25 protein-coding genes and 2 tRNA genes are annotated in these 24274 nt (G+C 59.7%); 14 read left to right on the plus strand and 13 right to left on the minus strand.

Annotated elements, in window-relative coordinates:
* Positions 1-11: 11 nt before the first annotated feature.
* Positions 12-479: a hypothetical protein gene (locus AACR93_RS16640; RefSeq protein ID WP_052497090.1), complete on the minus strand. Its 468-nt coding sequence runs from the start codon at positions 477-479 to the stop codon at positions 12-14.
* Between the two features lie 506 nt (positions 480-985).
* On the opposite strand from AACR93_RS16640, the gene AACR93_RS16645 reads away from it, so the two are divergent.
* On the plus strand, positions 986-1330 hold the full coding sequence (locus AACR93_RS16645) for a DUF805 domain-containing protein (RefSeq protein WP_033113334.1): 345 nt from the start codon (positions 986-988) through the stop codon (positions 1328-1330).
* A gap of 93 nt (positions 1331-1423) precedes the next feature.
* Here AACR93_RS16645 and AACR93_RS16650 read toward each other — a convergent pair whose 3' ends face one another.
* The 3 genes from AACR93_RS16650 to AACR93_RS16660 form a co-directional block, all read right to left on the minus strand.
* The gene (locus AACR93_RS16650) at positions 1424-2104 is read right to left on the minus strand and encodes a hypothetical protein (protein ID WP_043851402.1); all 681 of its coding nucleotides are present in this window, start codon (positions 2102-2104) and stop codon (positions 1424-1426) included.
* A 147-nt stretch (positions 2105-2251) separates the two neighbouring features.
* The gene (locus AACR93_RS16655) at positions 2252-3637 is read right to left on the minus strand and encodes an ATP-binding protein (protein WP_041208266.1); all 1386 of its coding nucleotides are present in this window, start codon (positions 3635-3637) and stop codon (positions 2252-2254) included.
* The gene (locus AACR93_RS16660) at positions 3637-4311 is read right to left on the minus strand and encodes a response regulator (RefSeq protein ID WP_033113361.1); all 675 of its coding nucleotides are present in this window, start codon (positions 4309-4311) and stop codon (positions 3637-3639) included. The genes AACR93_RS16655 and AACR93_RS16660 overlap by 1 nt, the downstream gene beginning before the upstream one ends.
* Positions 4312-4523: 212 nt before the next feature.
* On the opposite strand from AACR93_RS16660, the gene AACR93_RS16665 reads away from it, so the two are divergent.
* Positions 4524-5198 carry a bactofilin family protein gene (locus AACR93_RS16665; protein ID WP_043851403.1) on the plus strand — a complete coding sequence of 225 codons (675 nt, stop codon included), beginning with the start codon at positions 4524-4526 and terminating at the stop codon, positions 5196-5198.
* Positions 5199-5258: 60 nt separating this feature from the next.
* On the opposite strand, the gene AACR93_RS16670 is transcribed toward AACR93_RS16665, so the two are convergent.
* Positions 5259-5807, minus strand: a complete 549-nt coding sequence (locus AACR93_RS16670; RefSeq protein ID WP_033113337.1) for a cytochrome b — start codon at positions 5805-5807, stop codon at positions 5259-5261.
* Positions 5808-6089: 282 nt separating this feature from the next.
* Positions 6090-6794, minus strand: a complete 705-nt coding sequence (gene tsaA, locus AACR93_RS16675; protein WP_043851404.1) for a tRNA (N6-threonylcarbamoyladenosine(37)-N6)-methyltransferase TrmO — start codon at positions 6792-6794, stop codon at positions 6090-6092.
* Positions 6795-7021: 227 nt separating this feature from the next.
* On the opposite strand from tsaA, the gene AACR93_RS16680 reads away from it, so the two are divergent.
* Entirely contained in the window at positions 7022-8002 is a 981-nt protein-coding gene (locus AACR93_RS16680; protein ID WP_043851405.1) for an NAD-dependent epimerase/dehydratase family protein, read from the plus strand.
* A gap of 97 nt (positions 8003-8099) precedes the next feature.
* Here the strand turns inward: AACR93_RS16680 and AACR93_RS16685 are convergent, their stop codons facing one another.
* The 4 genes from AACR93_RS16685 to cydD form a co-directional block, all read right to left on the minus strand.
* On the minus strand, positions 8100-8486 hold the full coding sequence (locus AACR93_RS16685) for a DUF488 domain-containing protein (RefSeq protein ID WP_043851406.1): 387 nt from the start codon (positions 8484-8486) through the stop codon (positions 8100-8102).
* A gap of 6 nt (positions 8487-8492) precedes the next feature.
* Entirely contained in the window at positions 8493-8864 is a 372-nt protein-coding gene (rcsF, locus tag AACR93_RS16690; protein ID WP_033113362.1) for an Rcs stress response system protein RcsF, read from the minus strand.
* Between the two features lie 162 nt (positions 8865-9026).
* On the minus strand, positions 9027-10757 hold the full coding sequence (cydC, locus tag AACR93_RS16695; protein ID WP_043851407.1) for a heme ABC transporter ATP-binding protein/permease CydC: 1731 nt from the start codon (positions 10755-10757) through the stop codon (positions 9027-9029).
* Positions 10750-12519, minus strand: coding sequence for a heme ABC transporter permease/ATP-binding protein CydD (gene cydD, locus AACR93_RS16700; protein ID WP_043851408.1), 1770 nt, complete (start codon positions 12517-12519; stop codon positions 10750-10752). The genes cydC and cydD overlap by 8 nt, the downstream gene beginning before the upstream one ends.
* Positions 12520-12720: 201 nt before the next feature.
* Between cydD and AACR93_RS16705 the strand changes: the two genes are divergently transcribed.
* Positions 12721-12794, plus strand: a tRNA-Gly gene (locus AACR93_RS16705).
* A 15-nt stretch (positions 12795-12809) separates the two neighbouring features.
* Positions 12810-12884, plus strand: a tRNA-Gly gene (locus tag AACR93_RS16710).
* A gap of 147 nt (positions 12885-13031) precedes the next feature.
* On the opposite strand, the gene arcA is transcribed toward AACR93_RS16710, so the two are convergent.
* The gene (gene arcA / locus AACR93_RS16715) at positions 13032-13751 is read right to left on the minus strand and encodes a two-component system response regulator ArcA (RefSeq protein WP_005338193.1); all 720 of its coding nucleotides are present in this window, start codon (positions 13749-13751) and stop codon (positions 13032-13034) included.
* 395 nt (positions 13752-14146) lie between these two features.
* Here arcA and AACR93_RS16720 point away from each other — a divergent pair, with 395 nt between their 5' ends.
* Positions 14147-14554, plus strand: coding sequence for a DUF3293 domain-containing protein (locus AACR93_RS16720; protein ID WP_082044143.1), 408 nt, complete (start codon positions 14147-14149; stop codon positions 14552-14554).
* Between the two features lie 42 nt (positions 14555-14596).
* On the plus strand, positions 14597-15076 hold the full coding sequence (locus tag AACR93_RS16725) for a putative 4-hydroxy-4-methyl-2-oxoglutarate aldolase (RefSeq protein WP_041208276.1): 480 nt from the start codon (positions 14597-14599) through the stop codon (positions 15074-15076).
* Position 15077: 1 nt separating this feature from the next.
* On the opposite strand, the gene AACR93_RS16730 is transcribed toward AACR93_RS16725, so the two are convergent.
* Positions 15078-15557 (minus strand): hypothetical protein, encoded by a 480-nt coding sequence (locus AACR93_RS16730; RefSeq protein WP_043851410.1) that lies wholly within the window; start codon positions 15555-15557, stop codon positions 15078-15080.
* Between the two features lie 168 nt (positions 15558-15725).
* On the opposite strand from AACR93_RS16730, the gene AACR93_RS16735 reads away from it, so the two are divergent.
* From AACR93_RS16735 to AACR93_RS16765, 7 genes are all read left to right on the plus strand, one after another.
* Positions 15726-16124 carry an META domain-containing protein gene (locus AACR93_RS16735; protein ID WP_043851411.1) on the plus strand — a complete coding sequence of 133 codons (399 nt, stop codon included), beginning with the start codon at positions 15726-15728 and terminating at the stop codon, positions 16122-16124.
* Between the two features lie 196 nt (positions 16125-16320).
* Entirely contained in the window at positions 16321-16689 is a 369-nt protein-coding gene (locus AACR93_RS16740) for an ArsR/SmtB family transcription factor (RefSeq protein WP_043851412.1), read from the plus strand.
* A 4-nt stretch (positions 16690-16693) separates the two neighbouring features.
* Complete coding sequence (gene arsD, locus AACR93_RS16745; RefSeq protein WP_043851413.1) at positions 16694-17062, plus strand: arsenite efflux transporter metallochaperone ArsD; 369 nt, start codon at positions 16694-16696, stop codon at positions 17060-17062.
* 27 nt (positions 17063-17089) lie between these two features.
* Entirely contained in the window at positions 17090-18853 is a 1764-nt protein-coding gene (arsA, locus tag AACR93_RS16750; RefSeq protein ID WP_043851414.1) for an arsenical pump-driving ATPase, read from the plus strand.
* Positions 18854-18944: 91 nt separating this feature from the next.
* A complete protein-coding gene (gene arsB, locus AACR93_RS16755; RefSeq protein WP_043851415.1) occupies positions 18945-20009 on the plus strand; it encodes an ACR3 family arsenite efflux transporter in 1065 nt (354 codons plus the stop codon).
* A gap of 76 nt (positions 20010-20085) precedes the next feature.
* Positions 20086-20511 carry a glutaredoxin-dependent arsenate reductase gene (gene arsC / locus AACR93_RS16760; protein ID WP_080741219.1) on the plus strand — a complete coding sequence of 142 codons (426 nt, stop codon included), beginning with the start codon at positions 20086-20088 and terminating at the stop codon, positions 20509-20511.
* 358 nt (positions 20512-20869) lie between these two features.
* Complete coding sequence (locus tag AACR93_RS16765; RefSeq protein ID WP_043851416.1) at positions 20870-22078, plus strand: NupC/NupG family nucleoside CNT transporter; 1209 nt, start codon at positions 20870-20872, stop codon at positions 22076-22078.
* 77 nt (positions 22079-22155) lie between these two features.
* Here the strand turns inward: AACR93_RS16765 and AACR93_RS16770 are convergent, their stop codons facing one another.
* Complete coding sequence (locus AACR93_RS16770) at positions 22156-24255, minus strand: hypothetical protein (protein WP_043851417.1); 2100 nt, start codon at positions 24253-24255, stop codon at positions 22156-22158.
* Positions 24256-24274: the final 19 nt, after the last annotated feature.

The raw sequence follows: 24274 nt of genomic DNA on the forward strand, positions 1-24274 counted from the left end.
AAGCCTATGGGCTACATGGTGGTTACCACTATCTGCTGTAGTTTTTGTTGGTGCGGACTGGACTGACGAATAAAATAACCAATACACTCTTCATCGCTCTCATCGAGACAGATTAAAAACTGATCTTCCGACGGCGAAAATTTCAGATAGTAGACGTAGTCAGTATCCTCATTCTGGGACATGTCCAGGCAGTCTTTGCCGCCATTTTCTTTGAGAATATGTTCTTCCAGCTTGTAAAATCCGGAGGCAGATGGCTCGCGCTCAATAATATAGGATGATTCGATCTGCTGTTGATTTGACGAGGTATAGAGACGACCATCCGCCCTGAAGTCGTACTCTTCATAACAACTGGTATCGGCAAAATTGAGGCGCCATACCCCGATAACCGGATGAGCATCGCTGTTAATGGTCGTAAGGTTCTGGCCAGCATGGAGATTTATGCTGAAGAGAATGGAGAATATAGCCGCTGTCTTGTTCATCTGGTCATCCCTGATATCCATGCGCTGTTATTGAGCTTGGCCTGCCAACGTAGCGTTTATCCAGTTACCACACTGTTGGCTGCCGTTATCCAGCTTCGATTCTTCCGCTGCCACTCGTTAGCCGGGCTCCCTTTGCGGCTTTTGGGGCCAGCATTGGCCGGAAACGGCGCCTATGGCTCTGCTGCAAAGCCCTTATTGTGCGTGTTTGCACGATGAAAAGTTATCAAAAATTATCAAAAATCTTTAAAACTTGGGGCCTGTCACACTGCGCAAAACCAGAGCTGGCACCGCTGGCGGCGCTCATTGGCCATATCGGTGATTAACGGGGTATTCTTTTTTATATTTTATAATTCTAATTGTCTTGCTGAATATCACAATGTCCAATTATCTTTGTCTGGCCGCAGCAGGTTATGACAAGCGACCAATACCAATACTGATGGTTTTGCTATCGCTTATTTCTGTCTCCTTCGTGCAAAATCAACATAGACGCAGAAGCTGGAGTTTTTATGAACTGGTATTTTCGTGCATTTCAGAAATTTGCTGATTTCAAAGGACGGGCCTCGCGCAAAGAATATTGGATGTTCGTTCTTATCAATACCGTTATTTGTGTCATCCTCTCGCTGCTGACCAAACAGCTGGATTATGGCTACAAACTGATGGGCGTATATGGTCTCTTTATTATTGTGCCCTGCTGGGCATTGAGCGTGCGCCGTCTGCACGACATTGGTCGCAATGGCTGGTTTTTGCTGCTGGGATTAATCCCGATTATCGGCCCGCTGATGGTGCTTTTTTTCAAGGCAAAGCGCGGCAATCCCTATTCAAATCGCTATGGTGCCGTCCCTTTTATCTGAATAAACACCGACAGAAAGCTCTCCCGTGTAGCAAGCCGGCCGGACGAAATGAGATAGTCCGGCCTCTTTTATTGGCCGCTTGCCAGCGCTGGATCATTGACCGTTGCCCGCATCCAGCGGGAAGGCGAACAGATCCCGGCGGTAGGTCTCGACCACCAGACTGAACGGCGTGCCATCCTCCCGTGAAAGCAGGGCGCGGTGCTGCAATACCTGCTCGGGGATGGTCAGCGGTGCTTTGCCGGTGGCAATGACGGGCATCTTCATCTCCCAGCCAGCCGGCAGGGGCGACCAGAGCAGGGTGGAGGAGAGGGTCTTGCGGCTGAAGTTGAGCGCCTTGACTGCGAGCCCGAACGGGGTGTCGCTGCTGTCGAGCAGCTGGTTCATCTCCGGAGTGAGGCGGCTTTTGACATACCAGTTGTCCGCTTCCGAGAAGATATGATCGCCGCAAGTTAGCTGCACCCGGCGATAGCCCACCGGCTCATCGGCGCCGATCTTGAACAGCTCACGGGTGGCGGCATCGGCTGGTTTGCGTGTTGTCTGGTCACGCAGGGCGCGAATGCGCGGTTCGCCCGCCATCTTGTGGTCGGCGCACCAGTTTTGCAGGGTGACGGTAGCACTCGGGTTGCTCAGCAAGGTGGCGTTGAGGGTTTGCAGCAGGGCCTGTGCCTTGAGGCGGGTTATGGGGCCATCTTGCCAGCCATCGGGGGCCTTCTCTTGCGCCTGTACGGCGCCGTGGCAGAGCAGGGCGGCCAGCAATAGCATTCGGATCTTCATGTTTTCATTACCTTTCCCGATTTTTGTGACGGGATTGTAACATCGAGGGACATGAATGCGACCAATATGTGGTCTGATGAGCAAAGGGCTGCGGGCCGCTAAAGGGCCCGCAACGGAGAAATTTCAAGGGGGGAGACAGGCGTGCTGTCAGGGGAGATCCAGGGTAAAACGGGCACCGCCAAGAGGAGATTCATCCACCCGGATCTGGCCGCCGTAGCTGTGGACGATTTCGGTCACTACCGCCAGACCGATGCCTTGGCCAGGGGAGCTGTCGGCGCGCACACCGCGCTGGAAGATCTGTTCGGATTTGGCCTCGTCGATGCCGGGGCCATCATCTTCCACCTCGATGCGCAGGCGCTCGAGATGGCGACGCAGGGTCACCCGCACCTCGCTGATGGCAAACTTGCAGGCGTTGTCGAGCAGGTTGCCCATCAACTCCATCAAGTCCCCCTGTTCGCCGTGGAACAGGGCATCATCATCGAACGTGAAGTGGGTTTGCAGCTTTTTGTGACGGTAGACCTTGGTCAGACTGGCGAGCAGCTTCTCGATAAGCGGTACCGGCTCGGTCCCCTTGCTGGCAAGGCGCTGACGGCCGGTGACGGCGCGTCTGAGCTGGTACTGGATCATCTGATCCATGGTGAGGATCTGTTCGTTGATGTTGTCGTGGATCTCCCGGCCCAGCTCCAGCTCGCGGGTGGTCATCTGGATCAGCGCCAGCCGGGTTTTCAGGCTGTGGGCGAGATCGTTCAGGGCGTGCTGGTAGCGCTGGGTTTGCTGCCGTTCGTTCTCCAGCAGCTGGTTGACCGACTCGGTGAGCGGGGTGAGCTCCTGCTCGAAGTCGCTGGAGAGAGAGTCGAGCTTGCCGGAGCGAATGTCATCGATCTGGCGGGCAATGGTGCGCAGGGAGCCGAGGCTCCAGTAGGTGGTGAGCAGCAGCAGGCTGGCCAGCAGCATGTAGGCGAGCACCGCCTGCCGGGCGATATGGCCGAGATAGGCGAGGGATTCGGCGTGATAGCGCTTGGCCGAATCGATCATCACCACGTAGTAGGCGGTGGTGCCAGTGCCGGGGTTGCGGATAAAACGCAGGCTGTAGACGAAGTAGCTTTCACCGTTCTTGATGGTGTGCTTCTTGAAGAAGTAGTCGAGATCCATCCCCCCCAGATACTGCATCAGGTCGCCACAGATACTCTCTTTGGCCTTGATCACCTCCGGCATGTGCAGGCTCGACCAGATCCGTTCGCCATCGGCACGGCAAATCAGGGTGTCGAGGTCGGCATCCCCGGCATTGCGGGAGATGTGGCTGAGATCGGTCGGGCCGCCATTGCTCGGCTCGGTCGAGGAGAAGAGTTTGGCCAGGTTCTCCTGCATCCGGGCGCTCGCCTTCTGGGTCTGCTCCTCGACATGGCCGAGGTAGAGGGCATAGACGGCAAACCCCATGCTGAGGGCGATCACCAGCAGGGAGCTGAGCAGCAGCTTGATATGCAGCGAGCGGCGCAGCACCCGCACCATCCGCAGTAGCGGGCAGAATCGCATCAGTTGCACGACAGGTTGAAGATGTAACCCTGGCGGCGGATGGTGGAGATGGGTTGAATTGTCCCCTCCGGATCCAGTTTCTTGCGCAGGCGGCTGACCATGACCTCGATGGTGTTGGGATCCCCTTCGCCATCGCCGTAGAGCTGGTCGAGCAGCTGCTGCTTGGAGACCACCTGACGGGCATTGCGCATCAGGTACTCCAGAATGAGGTATTCGAAGCTGGTCAGCACGGCCACTTCACCGGCGATGGTCAGCTCCTTGCGGGAGAGATCGAGCTCGTAGTCACCCGCTTTTACTCGCGGCGAGATAAAGCCGGCGCTGCGGCGCACCAGCGCGTTGAGGCGAGCCAGCAGCTCATCCTTCTGAAACGGTTTGACCAGATAGTCATCGGCACCCGCTTCCAGCCCTTCCACCTTGTCCTGCCAGTTGCCACGGGCGGTGAGGACGATGATGGGAAAGGGGATCTGCTTTTCGCGCAGCTCGCGGATCAGTTGCAGGCCATCCATATCGGGCAGACCCAGATCGATGATGGCCACGTCGATGGGGTAATCCGTTGCATAGTGCTGCGCAATCCCTGCCTGATCGGTGCTGTAGACCTGATTGTCTGCTTCGGTCAGCAGAGAGGAGAGGTGGTGATTGAGCAGCTTGTCGTCTTCGACCAGGAGAATTTTCATGGTGTGTGCGGCGGTCATAGGGATCCAAGCAGTCAATTAGAAGATGTTCGCTATGCGGAGTCAATCCGTATCCTAATGCCTCCCGCCTGTATCGGGACTGAATCACCCGGGCTTCAGAGTTTCCTCCGATTGGTCGTCTATCCCGAGCATGTTGTTATCGATGGCCATCGCATCGGCATTTGCTGACTGGCCATGCTGCAAAGGGTGTGGTGATGAGAGAGATGGCCATCAGGTGGCGATGCCACCTGCAGGAGCGGGAGCGTAGCGACCTTCTCTATCTGGTCTGGCTCTGCTGGGGAGCGGCACTGCTGCTCTATGTGCTGGGGTCGGATGCCTATTTATGGCCAGTGGCGCCCATGCCACTGGTTCTGCTTGTCTGGTTGGGGGAGAGATTCGGAATGTTTGGACGAAAAGCCAAGAGTGAGGGCTCAGTGCCGGGAACGGCAACGGTGATCGCCGCAGGTGCCCGCTTCAAGGGGGAGTTGCAGCTTGAGGGGGATCTGGAGGTGCGTGGTGTGCTGGTCGGCACCATAGTGCTGAGCGACGGGATCCTGCGCATCATGGCGGGTGGCCGTGTCGAGGGAGAGGTGAAGGCACCACGCGTCATCATCAATGGCCTGCTGGATGGTACCTGCTCTGCTGCCGAAGTCGAAATACTCGAGAGTGGCCGCATGCAGGGGACGTTCAAGGGCGGCAGCCTCTCCATCAGCAAGGGGGGCAATTTTATCGGTCACTCTCGTCCGGATGAGAGCTCTGCCAGCTCTCCCGCACCGGTACCAGCCAATCAGGAGCTGGAGAGCGGGCCCGTCGAGGGGAAAGGAAATGTGAAGGCACTGGCCAAAGAGGGTCGGGGCAAAGGCAGCGAGCCGTTGGCCAGGCAGGCGTGATGGATGCCGGATAGCAAGAGGGGGCCATGGTGGCCCCCTCTTTTGTCTGTCTGCAACGCCTTAGCTGCGGCGTGGCGGCAGCATATTGGTCAGAGTGTTGTCCTTGAGCACATGGTGGTGGAAGAGGGCGGCCACAGTGTGCAGGGCGATCAGGGCGTAACCCAGGTTGCCCAGGGTTTCGTGCACCTCCTTGATAAACCCTTTGGCGTCAGGGCTAGGCGCTATCAGCGCAGGCAATTCAAACCCGAAGAAGGGGATGGGCTTGCCAGCGGCGCTCAGCAGCAGCCAGCCACACAGCGGGGTCAGAATGAGGAAGCCGTAGAGGGCGATATGGGCCAGCTTGGCCAGCTTGTGCATCAGGGGGGAGAGCTCGGGCACGATACGCGGCGTCGGGCTCATCCAGCGCAGGGCCAGTCTGACAAAGACCAGTGCAAAGATCAGTAGCCCCAGCATGAAGTGCCACTCCTTCATCAGATCCCGACCTGGGTCTCCTTTGGGAAAAATGTCGCGAAATTCGATCAGGGCATAGACGGCGATCATGGCCCACAGGGTCAGCCAGTGCAGCCCGAGACTCAGGGTGCCGTAGCGTTGTTCACTGTTCATCAGCATGGTTGGTTTCCTTCAGTCAAAGAGTCACATCCGTGTGGCATCTCCCGATGAGCGAAACGATCGGAGGAGGCCAGTTCCATTGGCGACGCCTGCCGGATACACACTGGTGCAGGCCGGAGCGCCCGTTAGAGGAAAATCGTCTGTATTTTCCGCATGATACTGCCATGGAGATGGTATCACTGCCGGCTCGTTGAGGAGCTGATCAATACCACACAATTTACAGGTTAATTAAACCGTGAGCAGTGTGAAGCGCCCGTGAAAAGATTGGCCTGACCCTGATGGTCAGGCCGGTTCGATGGCAATGACCAGACAGGCGGGCTCGCTGATCCGGAAACGCACATTGCAGTTGAACAGCCGCACGCCGTACTCCTTCTCGTCCGGCTTGCCCTTCTTGTAGGCAGGGCGTGGATCCTGTGCCAGCACTTCGCTCACCAGCTGGCGCAGCTCGGGGTAGCGCTGGCTCCATGTTTGCAGCTGCAACTCGGCGTCCGGGCTGAAGCTCACCGCCAGCGGCGGGGTCGGGGCATCGGGGGCAAAGCCGCCACGGGCCTCCGGCAGGCTGTCGGCATAGGGAATATAGGGTTTGATATCGACGATCGGAGTGCCATCGAGCAGATCGACGGCACCCAGCTCCAGCCAGAGTTTACCGCGCTCGCGACCTACCCCGTGCAGCTCGACGACCGAGAGGCCGAGCGGATTGGGGCGAAAGGTGGAGCGGGTAGCAAAGACCCCGACCCGTTCGTTGCCGCCCAGGCGCGGCGGGCGCACCGTCGGATTCCACCCCTGCTCCATGGTCTGGTGAAAGACGAAGCTGAGCCACAGATGGGAGAACTGCTCGATGCCGCGCAGCACGTCCGGCTGATCGTAGGGGGGGCGCAGCTCGAGGCGGGCACGGGCCGATTTGACCAAGCCGGGCTGGCGCGGAATGGCGAACTTCTCCTTGTAGGGAGAGCGGATTATCCCGAGGGTGTCGATTTCGAACTTCATGGCGGATCCTGGCTGAAAACCCTGGCAATTTAGCACATGCGGCCCCAAAACGCAGGCTTCCCCGTGCGGCGTCCTCGCCGCCTGCTGCCGTGATCCCCGTCCCATCCCGGTATACCGAGGGCTGTGCCTTGGCGCCAAGTTGCGTAGGGTGGGACAAACAGGAGGTGCGGTGCTGGCTCGCCACGGTGCGAAGACCGCAACAGTAAGCCGGATGGGGAGGGAGAGGGATGAAACTGCTGATTATCGGTGGCACCGGATTTTTGGGGCGCCACCTGACTGCGCTGGCGCTTGACTGGGGTCACGAGGTGACCCTGTTCAATCGCGGCCATCACCAGCATCCCGACTGGCGGGAGCTGGTACAGCTTACCGGCGATCGCAATGGCGATCTGGGTGCGCTGCAGGGAGAGGGGCGGCAGTGGGATCTCGTTATCGATACCTGCTGCTATCGGCCAGAGCAGGCGGCGAGCCTGTCGGCGGCCCTGCTCGGGCGCTGCGAGCGGCTCATCTTTATCTCCACCATCAGCGTCTATCGCGACTTTGCCCAACCCGGAATGGATGAATCGGCGCCACTGCATGTCATCGGTGCGGGCGAGCAGCCCGAGGAGTATGGCCCGCTCAAGGTGTTGTGCGAAGAGGTGTATCGCGCCCGCTGGGGGGATCGGCTCTGCATTCTGCGCCCGGGCGTATTGTGCGGCCCCCATGATCACACCGGCCGTATGGCCTGGTGGGTGAAGCGGGTGCAGCAGGGCGGGCGCTGGCTGCTGCCGGGGGAGGGGCTGGATCGACTGCAATATCTGGATGTGCGCGACTGCGCCGAGTTTGTGCTGCGGGCTGCCGAGCAGCAGTTGACGGGAGTTTTCAATCTGGTCAAACCGGGCATTGCGCTGACCGATTGGGTCGAGCGGTTGGCGGCGAGAGTGGGAGTTGCCACCCCCATAGAGGCTGATTGGGCGCCTTGGCAGGCACTGCTTGCGGCCGGTGTCGAGCCTTGGCTGAGCTATCCGACCCTGCTGCCCAATATGTTGCCGGAGTATGCCGGTTATGGCCGCATCAGCGCCGAGGCGGCCATTGTGCATGGTCTCAACTTCCGGCCGCTGGAGGAGACGGCCGCCGATCTGGCCGAGTGGCTGGCACGTACGCCGGATGCGGCGGTGGCTGAAGGGATGACAGTTGAGCAAGAGACGCTGCTGCGCCAGCAGGTGCGATAGCGCATAGCGAACTGGCGCGTTATGTAATACCTGAAAACCAGAGGGCATCGTAATGATGCCCTCCTGTTTTTATTTTTACCGGCATGGCATGCGGGTGCTAGCGGATGTCCGCACCTGCGGCCGCCAGCAACTCCCGCAAAATGGCGCGATGGCAGCGGGACTCCTGCTCGCAGTAGCAGCCCACCGACAGGTTGGTGGTGTGGGAGAGGGCAGCCAGCAGTGCCAGATCGTGTTTGGCTGCCGGGGTTGCCAGCTCCGCCTTGTACGCCTTGCCAAAGGCAGCCCACTGGGCCGGGGTCTCCGCGGCCTGCCCCAGCTTCATGGTTTCGCTGCTAGGGGCGAGGTTCGGGAACCAGACGTCATACCAGTTCTGGCTGGCAAACTCGGTTTTTGGCACGCCGCGGGGCGGGCGACGTACCGTGCCGATCCGCAGCCCCTCGTCGGGGAGGCGGGGCGAGCCGAGACGGACGATGGCGAGCGCCATGAGTCGTTACTTCTCTTCAGCCACTTTCAGCGCCTGACCGTAGCAGATGACCTGCTTCAGGCAGCCGGGGGTATCGCTGAATTCGCTGCACTTGTCGAAGGTGACGCCGTTGCCGCCCATGTCGGCAGCGCGGCGGCGAGCCAGGGTGCGCGCTTCACCTGCGTTGGGCACCGGCTGCTTGGCATCGGCCTGGCACGATTCCCCCTCGACGGTGCCGAGGTAGAGGTAGTTGAGATCGGCCAGCTGAGCTTGCTCGTAAATCCGCACGCTACCGGGTTTGAAGTAGTCGTCGAAGTTCTCTTTATCCAGATTGCTGTTGAAGGCGTAGTTGGCACAGCCGGAGGCAATCAGGGGCATCATCAGGATCAGGCGTTTCATCATCTCGTATCTTGTGTCGGTGATGAGGACAGTAGAAAGGCGCAGGCGCTCCATGTCGGCATCTTGTTGAATAATGAGGGGCCATTATAGGGGCCAGTCACCTGTGGCGGCCAGCCCCGTTTTGACCCCGAATGTCAGGGTGTGACCGCCATCAGGCTGATATCAGACCGGTGCCAGCCGCTGATGCAGGCTGCGATAGTACTCATCTGCCAGCAATTCGTGATGGGGGGCGCAGAGGCGGATCTGCCCCTCTTCCATCAGGGCTATGCGATCCATCTGCTCCAGTCCCAGTAGACGGTGGGAGATGAGCAGCATGGAGCGATCGGCCCCCAGGGTGAACAGCAGCGCCATGATCTCCCGCTCGGTCTGGCTGTCGAGCCCCTCGGTAGGTTCATCGAGCAGCCAGAGCGGCGCATCGTGCAGCAGGGCGCGGGCGATGCCGATACGGCGGCGTTCACCACCGGAGAGCGGGCGGCCACCGTCGCCGAGCCAGGCATCCAGACCCGCTTCATCTTCCAGCAGGGTGGCAAGGCCAACCCGGGTCAGTACCTCAACCAGCTGTTCGTCAGTGGCGGTCGGTGCCGCCAGCTTGAGGTTGCCGCGCAGGGTATCGGCAAAGAGGTGTACCCGTTGGCTCACCACCGAGATGGAGGCGCGCAGCGCCCCTTCGCTGTAGTCGGTCAGCGGCTTGCCACCCAGCAGGATTTTGCCCGCCTGCGGGCTCCACTCGCGGGTCAGCAGGCCCATCAGGGTCGATTTGCCACAGCCGGTCTGGCCCAGCAGCGCCAGCTTCTCGCCAGCATGCAGTTGCAGGGTGCAGCCGCGCAACACCGGCTGCGGATTGCCGGGATAACCGAAGTAGAGGTCATTGATCTGCAGCGAACCTTGGCTGGCATGAGCCTGCTCGCTGCCCCACTCGGGGGCTTTGGCTTCCTGCAGGATCTCGTTCAGGCGGCGTGCCGAGGTGAGGCTGGTGGAGAGGTGCTGGAAGGATCCTGCCAGCGGCATCAGCGCTTCGAAGCTTGCCAGCGTGGCAAATACCATCAGGGCGGTAACGGGAGCGGGCGCAGCTCCCGCAACGCCGTGGCCTGCCATCCAGAGCATCAGGGTCAGGGTCCAGCCGCTCAGCAGTTGCACCGAGAAGTTGGCCAGCCCGCTCACTTTGGCCATGCGGGCCTGGGCGGCGAGCAGTGCCTGCTCGGCCTGTTGCAGTTCACCCAGCGCCTTGGGGGCGGCGGCAAACATCTGCAACTCGGCCTGACCATCCAGATAGTCCACCATGCGGGTGCGCAGGCTGGCCTTTTCGGCGATCAGTGCCTGACCGGGGCGACGGCCGAGGAAGTAGAACACCAGCGGCAGGGCGATCATGCCAAACAGCAGAATGGCGCCAAGGGTCAGAGCGAGACGGCTGTCGAACAGGGAGAGGAACAGCACCATGGCACCCGTGCCCAGCAGCGCGGCACCGATGGGGGTGAGCAGGCGCAGGTAGACGTGGTCCATGGCGTCGATATCTGCCACCAGCCGGTTAAGCAGATCCGCCTGACGAAAGCCTGCCAGTGTACCGCTGGAGAGTGGCGAGAGCTTTTGCCAGAACCAGACCCGCAGCCGGGTCAGTACCCGGAAGGTGGCATCGTGGCTCACCACCCGCTCACCCCAGCGACCGGCGGTGCGGATGATGGAGAAGAAGCGCACCCCGCCAGCTGGCGTCATGTAGTTGAAGCTATCGCGACTGGCGACTGCCATCCCGGCAACGGCAGCGGCAGAGAGGAACCAGCCGGAGAGGGACAGTAGCCCCATCCCGGCAATCAGAGTGACCAGTGCCAGCAGCAGTCCGAGGGAGAGGCTGAGCCAGTGTTGACGGTAGAGGCGCAGAAACGGCAAGAGATCAGTCATCGAGAGAGCCCTCGGAACGTTGGGAGAGCAGCCGGGCGAATGGCCCCTCTGCCTGACAAAGTTGCTGGAAGTTGCCCTGTTCCACCAGCTGACCGCGCTCCAGCACCAGGATCTGATCCATCTGGCCGAGCTGGTCGAGGCGGTGGGTGATCATCAAAAGAGTCTGGCTGGCCATCACCTCTTCAAGAGTGGCCATGATGGCCCGCTCCGAGTGGCGATCCAGACTGGCGGTCGGTTCGTCCAGCACCATCAGCTGGGTTGACTTGAGCAGGGTGCGCGCCAGCGCAAGGCGCTGGGCCTGACCGACCGAGAGGCCGCCCGCCTGATCGCCAACCGGATAATCAAACCCCTTCTCCATGGCAAACTCCCATGCCTGCGCCCGTTTCAGGGCCTCCTCCAGCTCGGCATCGCTGGCTGTTGGCTTGGCCAGCAGCAGGTTGTCGCGAAGAGAGGCGTGAAACAGTTGCGGGTTTTGCGAGAGCCAGCCCAGTTGCAGGCGCCACTGACTCATGTCGAGGGTGGCCAGCTCCTGACCATTTACCTTGAGCTCACCGCGATAGGGGGCAAAGCCGAGCAGGGCGTTGACCAGCGAGCTTTTGCCGGCACCACTGATGCCGACCAGGGCGGTGCGTGAGCCTGCTGCAAGGGTGAAGTCGATGGGGCCGACCAGCACCTTGCCCTCGGCGCTCAGCACTTCCAGACCTTTGGCTTCAACCTTGATGGGGCTGTCGGCGTGGAAAGGGGTGCTGCCTGCGGCTGGCTCGCTCACCTCGGCTTCGAGGAATTCGAGCAGCTGTTCGGCAGCACCGATGGCCTGTGCCTTGGCATGGTAGTGGGCACCCAGTTCGCGCAGCGGTGCGTAGAACTCGGGGGCAAGGAAGAGCACGAACAGGCCGGTAAAGAGAGTAACTTTGCTGCCATAGTGGCCAAAATCGAGGTGATCGATGTAGGAGAAGCCGAAGTAGACGGCGACCAGCGCGACCGAGATGGCGGCAAAGAACTCCAGTACGGCGGTGCTCAAAAACGCAAGGCGCAGCACTTCCATGGTGCGCTCACGAAAATCTTCCGAGGCGTCGCGAATGGCGTCGCCTTCAGCCTGGGTACGCATAAAGAGTTGCAGGGTTCGCAGCCCCTTCAGGCGATCGAGGAAGTGGCCGGAGAGACGAGCCAGCGCCTGAAAGTTGCGGCGGTTGGCATCGGCGGCACCGACACCGACCAGGATCATGAAGATGGGGATAAGCGGTGCTGTGCCCAGCAGGATCAGGCCCGCCGCCCAGTTGACCGGGAATACGGCCACCAGAATGACTACCGGAATAAAGACCGCGATGGCCATCTGCGGCAGATAGCGGGAGAAGAAATCCTGCATGTTTTCAATCTGTTCCAGCAGCAGGCTGGCCCAGCTGCCGGCCGGGCGACGCTGGATATAGGCAGGGCCGAGACGGCTTAAGCGAGTGAGCACCAGCTGGCGGATGGTCTGGCGCACCGCGCTGCCGGCCTTGAAGCTGGCCACTTCGCGGCCATAGGCGAGTGCCGCCTTGCCGAGAGTTACCAGCAGCAGGGTAATAAAGAGGGGGATGGATTGTTCCGGCTGTTTACCCTCCATGATGAAGCCGTGGAGCAGGGTCGCCAGCAGCCAGGCTTGCGCCACCATCAGAATGCCCTGACCCAGGCCAAAGGCGATGGAAATCGTGATCCAGCGGCGACCGTGACTCGATTGCGTGCGCAACCAGCCATAGAGACGTTTTTGCGTTTTTTTATCCATTACCACCATCCTCGCGTCGAGTGGCGCAAGACTATCCTCGCCGTTTGGCCTTGGCAACCTTGTAAATTATCTGTGTTGAAAATGTTTGCTTGAAAAAGCAACCGACTGTTCAATCCTTGTCCGAACAGATTGATTTATTGAAAAAAGTGGCAAGGACGGCATTGCGCTCACCGGCAAAATGCATATAGTAGGAGCCCTGACGCGGGTGTAGTTCAATGGTAGAACGGTAGCTTCCCAAGCTGCATACGTGGGTTCGATTCCCATCACCCGCTCCAAATTTCAGATGCCAGGCGGGCATCGTATAATGGCTATTACCTCAGCCTTCCAAGCTGATGATGCGGGTTCGATTCCCGCTGCCCGCTCCAGCTTCAAAGCAAAAAGCCCACTCTTGCGAGTGGGCTTTTTGTTTGTCCGCGATTTGCTCCTCTTTGCCACTCTACATGGCGTACCGGGAGCCGGAAAAAAAGAAAAGGCGCCACAGGCGCCTCTTCGGATGGGTAAGCGGTGCGGAATTACTCCTGCTCCAGCTCGCCGCAGAAACGGTAACCTTCGCCGTGGATGGTGGCGATGATCTCGGGGGTATCGTTGACGCTTTCGAAGTGCTTGCGGATACGACGGATGGTCACATCGACGGTACGGTCGTGGGGCTTGAGCTCGCGGCCGGTCATCTTCTTCAGCAGTTCGGCACGGGTCTGGATCTGGCCCGGGTTTTCGCAGAAGTGCAGCATGGCGCGGAACTCGGAGCGCGGCAGCTTGAACATGTCGCCAGTGGGACTGACCAGCGCGCGGCTGTTGATATCCAGCGCCCAGCCGTTGAACAGGTAACGTTCAACCAGCTTCTTCTCTTCGCCACCAGCGGCCACATTCATGGTGCGGCTCAGCAGATTGCGGGCACGGATGGTCAGTTCACGGGGGTTGAACGGCTTGGTGATGTAATCATCGGCGCCGATCTCCAGACCCAGGATCTTGTCCACTTCGTTGTCACGACCGGTCAGGAACATCAGGGCGATGTTGTCGTTCTCGCGCAGCTCGCGGGCCAGCAACAGGCCGTTCTTGCCCGGCAGGTTGATGTCCATGATCACCAGATTGATGGTGTGAGAGGTGAGGGCCTGATGCATCTCGTCGCCGTTGTTGGCCTCGAGTACGATGTAGCCTTCTGCCTCGAAAATGCTTTTCAGGGTATTACGAGTGACCAGTTCGTCTTCGACGATCAGAATGTGTGGTGTTTGCATGAGTATTCCCAGATTCTTATCAGTTAATTATCTTAAATTTAACACTTCTTGGCGTTTCAAGCCGATTTCCTGACTGATCCTGAAAATTAATTACGTCATCCTGGGTATGAAGGTCAGGTCGGCATAGTGTGAATTTGGCATCAGTATCGGCAAATATCCCTGTGCCACTTATAGGTTCCCGAGAAGACTACTCGAGCAAAGCCTGGAAAGGTCATCCATTACGAAGTTGCCGCATTTTATCAGTTAACAGGAGCATAACAACACCCTTTGCCGTCAGATAGCAACTTTTTAACTCTGTTTTGATATAGGTCAAACCGTGGCACAACAGCATCATACTTGGCCTTAACCGGGTTTTCGCCCCTATAAAATGTAATGGAATGTAACATGTGATTGACATGATTTTGTGGGAAAACTACAAGAAAATTTGCTTTTTAGCGCCATTTGGAATGCCTTCCTGGCCCGAATTTGCCATCGTTACAGCCTGGAATCCTGCCAGCCAATGGGTCGGAGAGCGTCGCAACCAGCGTCGCGAGCGGGCACTTTGGCGTCATCTGGAGTCCATGCCGGGCATTAATATGGCTGGCCCTGTGTGGGGAGCCGCACCGGACGCAAGCTGGCGCGAGTCCTCGCTCGCCGTGGCGCTGCCCCTGCCAGAGGCTTGCGCACTGGCTGCCCGTTTTGGCCAGAACGCCATTTACTGGATAGAAGGCGGGCAACTCTGGCTGGTGCCGGTATTAAGCGATAAATCAGCAGTTTGTCTGGGAGATATCGCTGCTTTCTGGATTGTCAGAGCCAATTGTTGATGAAAGAATGAACATCTTCATGCATCTGAAAGGAATCAAATCATGCTGGATCTTCTGCCCGACCTCTGCGATCAGCACGGCGATATGCTGCAAGTGGCTGAACCCTGTTTTCACGATTTTGGTGGCAAGGCCATCTTCTATGGTCGAGCCGTGACCCTCTCCTGCTACGAGGACAACAGTCTGGTGCGAGAGCTGGTGAATCGTCCAGGCCAGGGCAAGGTGATGGTGATCGATGGGGGCGGTTCGCTGCGCCGGGCTCTGCTTGGTGATCAACTGGCCATCAAGGCGGTGGAACAGGGGTGGGAGGGGATCCTGATCCACGGTGCGGCGCGGGATGTGGGCACTCTGGCGACACTGGCGCTTGGGGTCAAGGCGCTGGCGGCCTGTCCGGTCAAGACCGAGAAGCGCGGGCAGGGCGAGCTTGGCGCGGTAGTGAACTTTGCCGGCGTGACCATTCATGAAGGGGATTATATCTATGCGGATCGCAACGGCGTGGTGGTGAGTGCCACGCCGCTGATCTGATTCAGAAGTTGAAACCCACCCCCAGGCTCAGCGCCTGATCGGCTTTAAAGGTGCTGACGCCGTAATTGGCGGTAAGGGAGAGTCTGGGAGTCAGCAGCAGGCTGGAGTTGAGCTCCAGCAGGGTGCTGCCCTGATTGAGTTCCAGATGGCGGATCTGGCTGCCGACATTGAAGGCAGGGGAGAGTTGATAGCGTACCCCCGAGCTCATGTTGAAACCTGATTGGCGGTTCTGATCCGCGACCGCTGGCCCCGCTTCCATAAAGAGGCTGACATCATCCATCACCGGATATTGATAGCCGCTGTTGACCAGCCAGAGATCAAAACTGTCGCTGTGATGGTTCTGACTGTTGAGCAGTACCCCGGAGTAACTTTTGACATAGAGTGCGGGGTCCGCTGGCTGCTTGAAGAGAGCCCAGTCGGCAGCCTGAGCGGCCACGCTGGTGCAGGATGCGAGCAGTGTGATGAGAAGCGCCTTGGTCATTCTTTTCCCCTCCCTGGGTCCGGAACTGAGCTTAAGCATGGCACAAGCATGGCACATGCCAGAGCGGAGTTAAGTGAACTCTGATCACAATAAATCGCTTTGGCTGAGGCTCTGAGCATGTTAAACAGGCTGCCGTATTGATGAGTCCAATCATTAAGAGGTGAATCCATGAACAAGAAACTGACTCTGCTGGCCGCGCTGGCACTGGGAGGCTGCGCCATGGCGACCGGTTCTACCATGACTCAACTGCAGGCATCCGGCTGGCAACTGCAAGGTGCCACTGGCGATACCTTTACCCTGCACATTGCCGACGGCAAGGTGGCGGGCAAAGGTGGCTGCAACCGCTATTTTGGCGGTATCACCAAGCAGGGTGACGGTGTCTTGACGCTGGGGGCCATGGGCTCCACTCGCATGATGTGCATCGGTGACGCCATGAACAAAGAGACCGAGTTCCTGCAAAAGCTGGAGAAGGTGGCAACTTACTCCATCAACGGCAACCAGCTGACTCTGAGCGATGCCAACAAGGCGGCCCTGCTCACCTTCAACGCCGTTCCCGTGACCAGGTAAGAGTCTGTTGCAAACCCTTGGCTGACGCCCTCCCTGCCGGAGGGCGTCTCTGTTTTACCCACAGCAATCCCCTCCCGGCTTCTCCTCCCGATTCCTTGCTCTTCCCTCGCATCATGGTGAAATGAGAGTCTGCAAATTGATCATTTCAATAGTTCTTGTATAGTTGAAATAAAAGAGCATCCAACGAGAGGCAACTATGAACAAAGAGACTGCCACCAAGGTCTTTGAATCGCTGGCATCCGGCATCCGGCTCGATGTATGGCGGCTGCTGGTGAAGGCCGGGCTGGAGGGGCGGGTCGCGGGCGAACTGGCCAGCGAGCTCGATATTGCCCCCAATACCCTCTCGTTTCACCTCAAGGCGATGCTCAACACCGGTCTGCTGTCGGTGGAGCAGGAGGGGCGCTTTCTGCGCTACCGCGGCAATATTCCCCTGATGCTGGATGTGATCGCCTACCTTACCGAGGAGTGCTGTGCCGGTCATCCCGAGGCGTGCGGCGTGATGCGTGCCGAGTCAGCCTGCTCCCCCCATGTTCTGCCTGCGCAGCCCTGCTGCAACAAGGAGTAATGCCATGTCAGTCATTCAGATTTTTGATCCCGCCCTCTGCTGCTCCAGCGGCGTTTGCGGTACCGAGGTTGATCAGGCGCTGGTCACCTTTGCTGCGGACCTTGCCTGGGCCAAGGAGCAGGGGGTTGCCATCGAACGTTTCAATCTGGCCCAGCAGCCGATGCAATTTGCCGAGACACCTGCCGTCAGCGCTTTTCTGACCCACGCTGGGGAGGAGGGGTTGCCACTGGTGCTGGTGGAAGGGCAGGTGGTGTTGACTGGCCGTTATCCGAGCCGCAGCGAGCTAGCCCGTTATGCCGGGCTGCCTGCACCGCAAGCGGCCATCAAGGGGATCGTCAAGGGCGGCTGCTGCTCCGGCAGCGGTTGCTGCTGAGTCGTGACGCACCATTCGGGAGAGGCTATGTACCATTTTCTGACCAATCCACCGCCGTTTCTCTTCTTCACCGGCAAGGGCGGGGTGGGCAAGACCTCGCTGGCCTGCGCCAGTGCGGTGGCTCTCTGTGATATTGGCAAGCGGGTGCTGCTGGTGAGCACTGACCCCGCCTCTAACGTGGGCCAGGTGTTTGCCACCGAGATCGGCAATCGGGTCACCGATATCGCTGCAGTGCCCGGCCTGTCGGCGCTGGAGATAGATCCCCCCGCAGCGGCCAAAGCCTATCGGGAGCGGATCGTCGGGCCGGTGCGCGGCAAGTTGCCCGAGAGCGTGATACGCAGCATCGAGGAGCAGCTCTCCGGCGCCTGCACCACCGAGATCGCCGCCTTTGACGAATTCACTGCGCTGCTAACCGACCAAACACTGCTGGCCGAGTATGACCATATCGTCTTTGATACGGCCCCAACCGGCCACACCATCCGGCTGCTGCAACTGCCGGGTGCCTGGAGCGAATTTCTGGAGCAGGGCAAGGGGGATGCCTCCTGCCTTGGCCCGCTGGCGGGGCTGGAGAAACAGCGCAGCCAGTATGGCGAGGCGGTCGCCGCCTTGGCTGATGCTGCCCGCACCCGTCTGGTGCTGGTGGCGCGCGCCCAGCAATCCACTCTGCGGGAAGTGGCTCGCACCCACGAGGAGCTAGCCGCCATCGGCTTGCTGAATCAGCAACTGGTGATCAATGGCCTCTTCCCCGAAGGCGCTATTGCCGGAGATCCGCTGGCAATGGCGCTCTGGCAGCGCGAGCAACAGGCTCTCGCCCAGATGCCGCAGGGGATCAAGGGGCTGGCGCAGGATCATATCCCGCTGCTGGCCACCAATTTGGTGGGGGTCGAGAGCCTGCGCCAACTGCTGCAACCACAGGATGCTGGTGAGCAGGCGCCATTGGCAACATCAGCCCATCAGCCAGCCCAGCCCGAGTTGAGTTCGCTGGTGGACGAACTGGCCGCCGACGGTCACGGCCTCATCATGCTGATGGGCAAGGGCGGGGTGGGCAAAACCACGCTGGCGGCCGCCGTGGCGGTGGAGCTGGCGAGCCGAGGCTTGCCGGTGCACCTCACTACCTCGGACCCCGCCGCGCACCTGAGCGAGACCCTGGCCGGTAGCTTGCCCCATCTGGAGGTGAGTCGCATCGACCCCCACGCCGAGACCGAGCGTTACCGCGCTCAGGTGCTGGCCACCAAGGGAGCTGCGCTGGACGAGCAGGGGCGGGCACTGCTGGAGGAGGACTTGCGCTCCCCCTGTACCGAGGAGATCGCCGTTTTTCAGGCCTTCTCGCGCATTATTCGCGAGGCGGGCAAGCGCTTCGTGGTGATGGATACCGCACCCACCGGCCACACCCTGCTGCTGCTCGACGCCACCGGCGCCTACCACAGGGAGATCGCCCGCCAGATGGGAAACAAGGGGCTGAACTTCACCACCCCCATGATGCAGTTGCAGGATCCCAAACAGACCAAGGTGTTGATTGTGACGCTGCCCGAGCCGACGCCAGTGCAGGAGGCTGCCAATCTGCAATCCGATCTGCGCCGGGCCGGCATCGAGCCCTGGGGCTGGCTCATCAACCACAGCTTGCTGCAAGCCGCGGTCAGCTCACCGCTGCTGCAACTGCGGGCCGAGCGCCAGTTGCCCCATATCGAGGCGGTCGAGCAGCAACACGCCAGCCGCTACGCCGTGGTGCCGCTGCTCGCCGAGGAGCCGGTGGGGCCCGATGCCCTGCGCCGCCTCTGCCAGCACCATTGAGTCGCCGCCCCGGCCCGCTGCCGGGGCGGTTTGAATTGAACCTTTTTTGAATCTTTAGAAGATGCGGGATTGCGCCGCATCGGGAGCTGTCATGTCTGCAACATGTGATGCCAAGGCCGTGCCTGCCATCGGCTTTTTTGAACGTTATCTGACCGCTTGGGTCGCCCTCTGCATTCTGGTGGGAATTGGCCTCGGGCAAGGTTTGCCGGATCTCTTCAAGGCGATCGGCGCCATGGAGGTGGCCAAGGTCAATCTGCCGGTGGGGCTGCTGATCTGGGTGATGATCATCCCCATGCTGCTCAAGATCGACTTTGGCGCCCTGCATCAGGTGAAGGGGCACCTCAAGGGGATTGGCGTCACCCTCTTTATCAACTGGCTGGTCAAGCCCTTCTCCATGGCCTTCCTCGGCTGGCTCTTTATCCGGGTGCTGTTTGCCGACTGGCTGCCGGCTGATCAACTCGAGAGCTATGTGGCGGGGCTGATCCTGCTGGCGGCGGCCCCCTGCACCGCCATGGTGTTTGTCTGGAGTCGCCTCACCAACGGCGATCCCTACTTCACCCTGTCGCAGGTGGCGGTGAACGACCTCATCATGGTGTTTGCTTTTGCCCCGCTGGTGGCGCTGCTGCTCGGGGTCTCCAGCATCATAGTGCCGTGGGATACCCTGCTTACCTCTGTGGTGCTCTATATCGTCATTCCGGTCATCATCGCCCAGCTGCTGCGCAAGGCCTTGCTGAAAAAGGGTGAGGCCCATTTTGACGGCGTTATGACCCGCATCCAGCCCTGGTCGGTGGCGGCCCTGCTGCTCACTCTGGTGCTGCTGTTTGCCTTTCAGGGCAACGCCATCATCGAGCAGCCGCTGGTTATCGCCCTCTTGGCGGTGCCCATTCTGATCCAGGTGCTGTTCAACTCCGGGCTGGCTTACTGGCTCAACCGCAAGGTGGGGGAGAAGCACTCGGTCGCCTGTCCTTCCGCCCTGATCGGAGCCTCCAACTTCTTCGAGCTGGCGGTGGCCGCCGCCATCAGCCTGTTCGGCTTTCACTCCGGCGCGGCGCTCGCCACCGTGGTCGGGGTACTGATCGAGGTGCCGGTCATGCTGCTGGTGGTGCGGGTGGTTAACGCCAGCAAACCCTGGTACGAAGCGGGGCTGAGCCGTTAACTGATGGCCGCTAACAGCTGGCCGCGAACTAGATGCTATCCATTTTCTATTCACTTGATTAATGAGAGACACGCAAATGAGTGCAATCACCATCTATCACAACCCGGAATGTGGTACCTCCCGCAACACCCTGGAGCTGATCCGCAACAGCGGCGTGGAACCCACAGTCATCCACTATCTGGAGACGCCCCCCTCCCGTGACCAGCTGGTGGCGCTGATCGCCGCCATGGACATGCCGGTGCGTGATCTGCTGCGCAAGAATGTGCCCCCCTACGAGGCGCTCGGGTTGGCGGAAGATCGTTTCAGCGATGATGAACTGATCGATGCCATGCTGGCCCACCCCATCCTCATCAACCGCCCTATCGTCGTCACCCCCCTTGGTACCAAACTGTGCCGCCCGTCGGAAGTGGTGCTCGATATTCTGCCCGATCAACAAAAAGGGGCCTTCGCCAAGGAGGATGGCGAGCAGGTGGTGGACGCGAGCGGCAAGCGCCTCAAGTAATCATCTGAGTACTCAAGTACGGATTGAAACAGGGCCAGCTTCACGCTGGCCCTGTTTCGTTGTGTGAACAAGTTGAAAAAGTTACTCCGGCCAATCGTTTTACCGCTTTTTCTGTGACGATGATCACTGTACCATCGCCGCCCGACCTGCCACCCGGCCGCATCTCCACCTGCGACGGCGCTGGCGTCACCCGATACATGCTGTCACCCGGAACGTGAATGACCCCAGGATGGGACCCGCCACTAACCTGTAGGTTTGTGGTCTGCGTGTCGCGTGGGTCGGCACCTCTCCCGCCGGATCTCCCGCGACGCCTGTCTGCAGACTTGCCATATGAAACTCCTCTCTTCATAGGTGCAAGATGACACTGTTATTGAGTCTGGTCGGTATGCTGGCCCTGATGTTTATCGCCTGGCTGGCGAGTGAAAACCGCCGAGCCATCCGCTGGCGAACCGTGCTGGGTGCGCTCGCCCTGCAAACCGGTTTTGCCGCTCTGGTGCTCTATTTCCCCCCCGGACAAATCATGCTCGGTGCCATGAGCAATGGCGTTTCAGCCCTGCTCGGCTTTGCCGACAGCGGCATCCGTTTCGTGTTTGGCGATCTGGCCAGCAACGGCTTCATCTTCGCCGTGCGGGTGCTGCCGCTGGTGATCTTTATCAGCGCGCTGATCGCCGTGCTCTACCACTTCGGCATCATGCAGTGGGTGATCCGGGTATTGGGCGGTGCCATTCATCGCCTGCTCGGCACCAGCCGCGCCGAATCCTTGGTGGCCACCGGCAATATCTTCCTCTCGCAAGGGGAGTCGCCGCTGCTGATCCGTCCCTTCCTCGCCGGTATGACCCGCTCTGAACTCTTTGCGGTGATGACCTGTGGCATGGCCTCGGTGGCGGGCTCGGTGCTGGGCGGTTACGCCGGTCTGGGGGTGGATCTTAAATACCTGATCGCCGCTTCCTTTATGGCGGCGCCAGGTGGCCTGCTGATGGCCAAACTGCTGGTGCCGGAGCAGCAGCAGGTGAGCGATCAGACCGAGATCACCCTCGACAAGAGCGACTACAGCAACGCCATCGACGCGCTGGCTGGCGGTGCCATGGGCGGCATGAAAATCGCCGTGGCCATCGGCACCATACTGCTCGCCTTTGTCAGCGTCATCACCATGATCAACGCCGGCCTCACCACCGTCGGCGAGTGGTTCGGCTGGGCTGATCTCTCCCTGCAGCAGTTGCTGGGCTATCTGTTTGCTCCGGTGGCCTGGCTGATTGGCATACCTGCCAGCGAGATGATGGCGGCAGGCTCGCTCATCGGTCAGAAGGTGATCATGAACGAGTTCGTCGCCTATCTGGACTTTGCCAATATCAAGGCAGATCTGAGCGCCCACACCCAGATCATCATCACCTTCGCGCTGTGCGGTTTTGCCAATCTGGGCTCCATAGCGGTGCAGCTTGGTTCTATCGGCACCATGGCACCGGAGCGCCGTCATGATGTGGCCAATATGGGTTTCAAGGCGGTGCTGGCGGCGACCCTCGCCAACCTGATGAGCGCCACTCTGGCCGGGATCTTTGTCTCCCTCTGATGAGATAAAGCCAGGCTGCGCCAGTAAAAAAGCGCCCGCCCCATGGGGGGCGGGCGCTTTGCTTTATGGGCAGGGTGCTAGCGAGCGTTCGCTTCCCCCAGCCGTGGGTTGAGGGAGAGGATCCGGGTCTTGCTGACCCGGTGGCGATAGATCTCCCGCAGATAGAGCAGCGCCTTTTTCACCGATTCGCGACTGAGGCGAATATCGTTGATGGAGACGAACTTCTCTTTCTCGCGGATAAGCTCCCGATATTTCTTCTCATACATGGGCTTGATGGCGTACCAGTTGGTATCGAGGATCTTGGCCGGGTTCTCGAACTCGTTGAGCATGCTGTCGAGCAGCGCATCGTTCCACTCCTCATTGCTGATCATCTCGATCACCGCCTTGTCCAGATGCTCATCGAAGCGATAGTGATCCTTGGCAAAGCAGCGCTTGATAAAGGCCACGATCAGGGTCAGGAAGTCATCGCTCAGGCAGGGGCTCTTGACGATCAGGGTGGTGAGGGAGATGTTGGCCGACGCCCCGATGACCAGCGCATAGCGCTTGAGAGTGGTATTGGGGAAGAGCCCGTTGAGGTGAGACTTGAGCCGGTTGAGATCCATATAGGAGAGCTTGTACTCCTTGGGCAGGGAGATGATCGACACCACAGAGGAGCAGTTCTTGAAGAAGTGCAGCTCGTTGAGGTGGGCCGGGTCATGGCCACTTTTCACATAGTCGTCCAGATACTCCCGATAGTTGCCCGCCTCGATGGGCAGCAGACTGATCCCCTCGATGGCTTGGGTCATCTTGTTGAAGTGGGGCAGCTCGATGGAACGGGTGAAGAGATCGTCCACATTGAGCCCGTCCTCCTTGTCAAACAGGCCGCCGGGGGGAGAGATGGACTCGGCATACGCCACCGCCACCGGCCCCGCCAGACTCATAAAAAGGTCGTTGGCATCGAGCCGAATGGTCTCGCTGATGTCGATGCCCGCCCGGCGAAAGTAGTTCTCGTCGTAGTCGGTGGTGACAGCCTGGGCGGTAAGAATGTTGAAGATCTGCTGGGAGATGTACTGGTTGGCGTACTTCTCCATGGTGTTGACGTCAACATGCTGGATCTCACCATCGTCGCTCTCTTCGGCGTAGCGCATGATGTCGTTGGAGATCAGCATCATGGCATTCCAGGGCCTGATCCGTTTGAGCATGCTGGCATCGCACGCCTGCTCGTTGTCGAAGTGATAGGAGAAGTCCCACTCCTCGGCCAGATACTTGCACAGCAAACGCCCCGCGTTGATGTGCAGCGCTTCCGAGATCTCGATCCCCCGATCACAGATATTGGGCAGGATGCAGATGCCGCTGGTGAAGATGGGATCGAACATGAAGTGCTCCCCGAGGGAGAGGTGCTCCTCCTCTTCTGACGGGGGGGAAAAGGTCTTGCTCATGTAGGAGTACTGTTGGGCCAGCCCGAACTCGGAGGCCATGCCGGAGCCGGTGCCGCCCCCGGCACTGAAGATGTAGAAATAGAGGCGGGACTGGTTGGCCTTGATGCCGCAGGAGTCCACCAGATAGGTATGAATGGCCTGCCACTCGGAGTTGGCGAAGTAGTGTGGGCTCTTGTTGAGGATGATCTTGGCCAGATACTGGCCAAGGATGGGAGCGTTACCCGCACCTCCCGCATGGATCTCCGACAAGTCCATCACCCGCATCTTGGCGTAGTCACGCAAGGAGCCACCTTCGCCGCTGCGATTGGAGTGGCGGATGCGGCCATCGATGTCCTTGTCCAGATCCCCCAGCATCACCATGGGCTCGATCAGAAAGACCGGCCGGGCCCCGTTGTTTGGCAGCCGCAGATTGCGCCGGATCCAGCTCACCGGGCCAAACTCCTTCTCCCGCTTGCGTTGCTCTTCACTGTTGAATTCATTGAGATAAAAGCTGCGGGCGTTGTAGACCAGCGAGGCCACATCCTGCGCGATGTTGGAGCCGCAGCGCCCCAGCCCCACCAGACAGACGGACGGAAAGTTGTGGGGCACTGTTGCGCCCGTTTCACTCTCTCCGATGGCGGCAGGAAACACCGCGTGGCGCAGCTGTTCCAGATTGGCGAGAATGCGGGCCAAATCCCCTTCGGTGTAGTAGAGGTAACGGTTGCCTGCGTCCTGCTCATCATCCGTGCTGATAGGTAGCAGATCGATATGCTCGGTCATGAAAAAAGATCCCTCTTGG

The organism is Aeromonas sp. L_1B5_3, from assembly GCF_963866575.1.
GTDB lineage: Bacteria > Pseudomonadota > Gammaproteobacteria > Enterobacterales > Aeromonadaceae > Aeromonas > Aeromonas jandaei.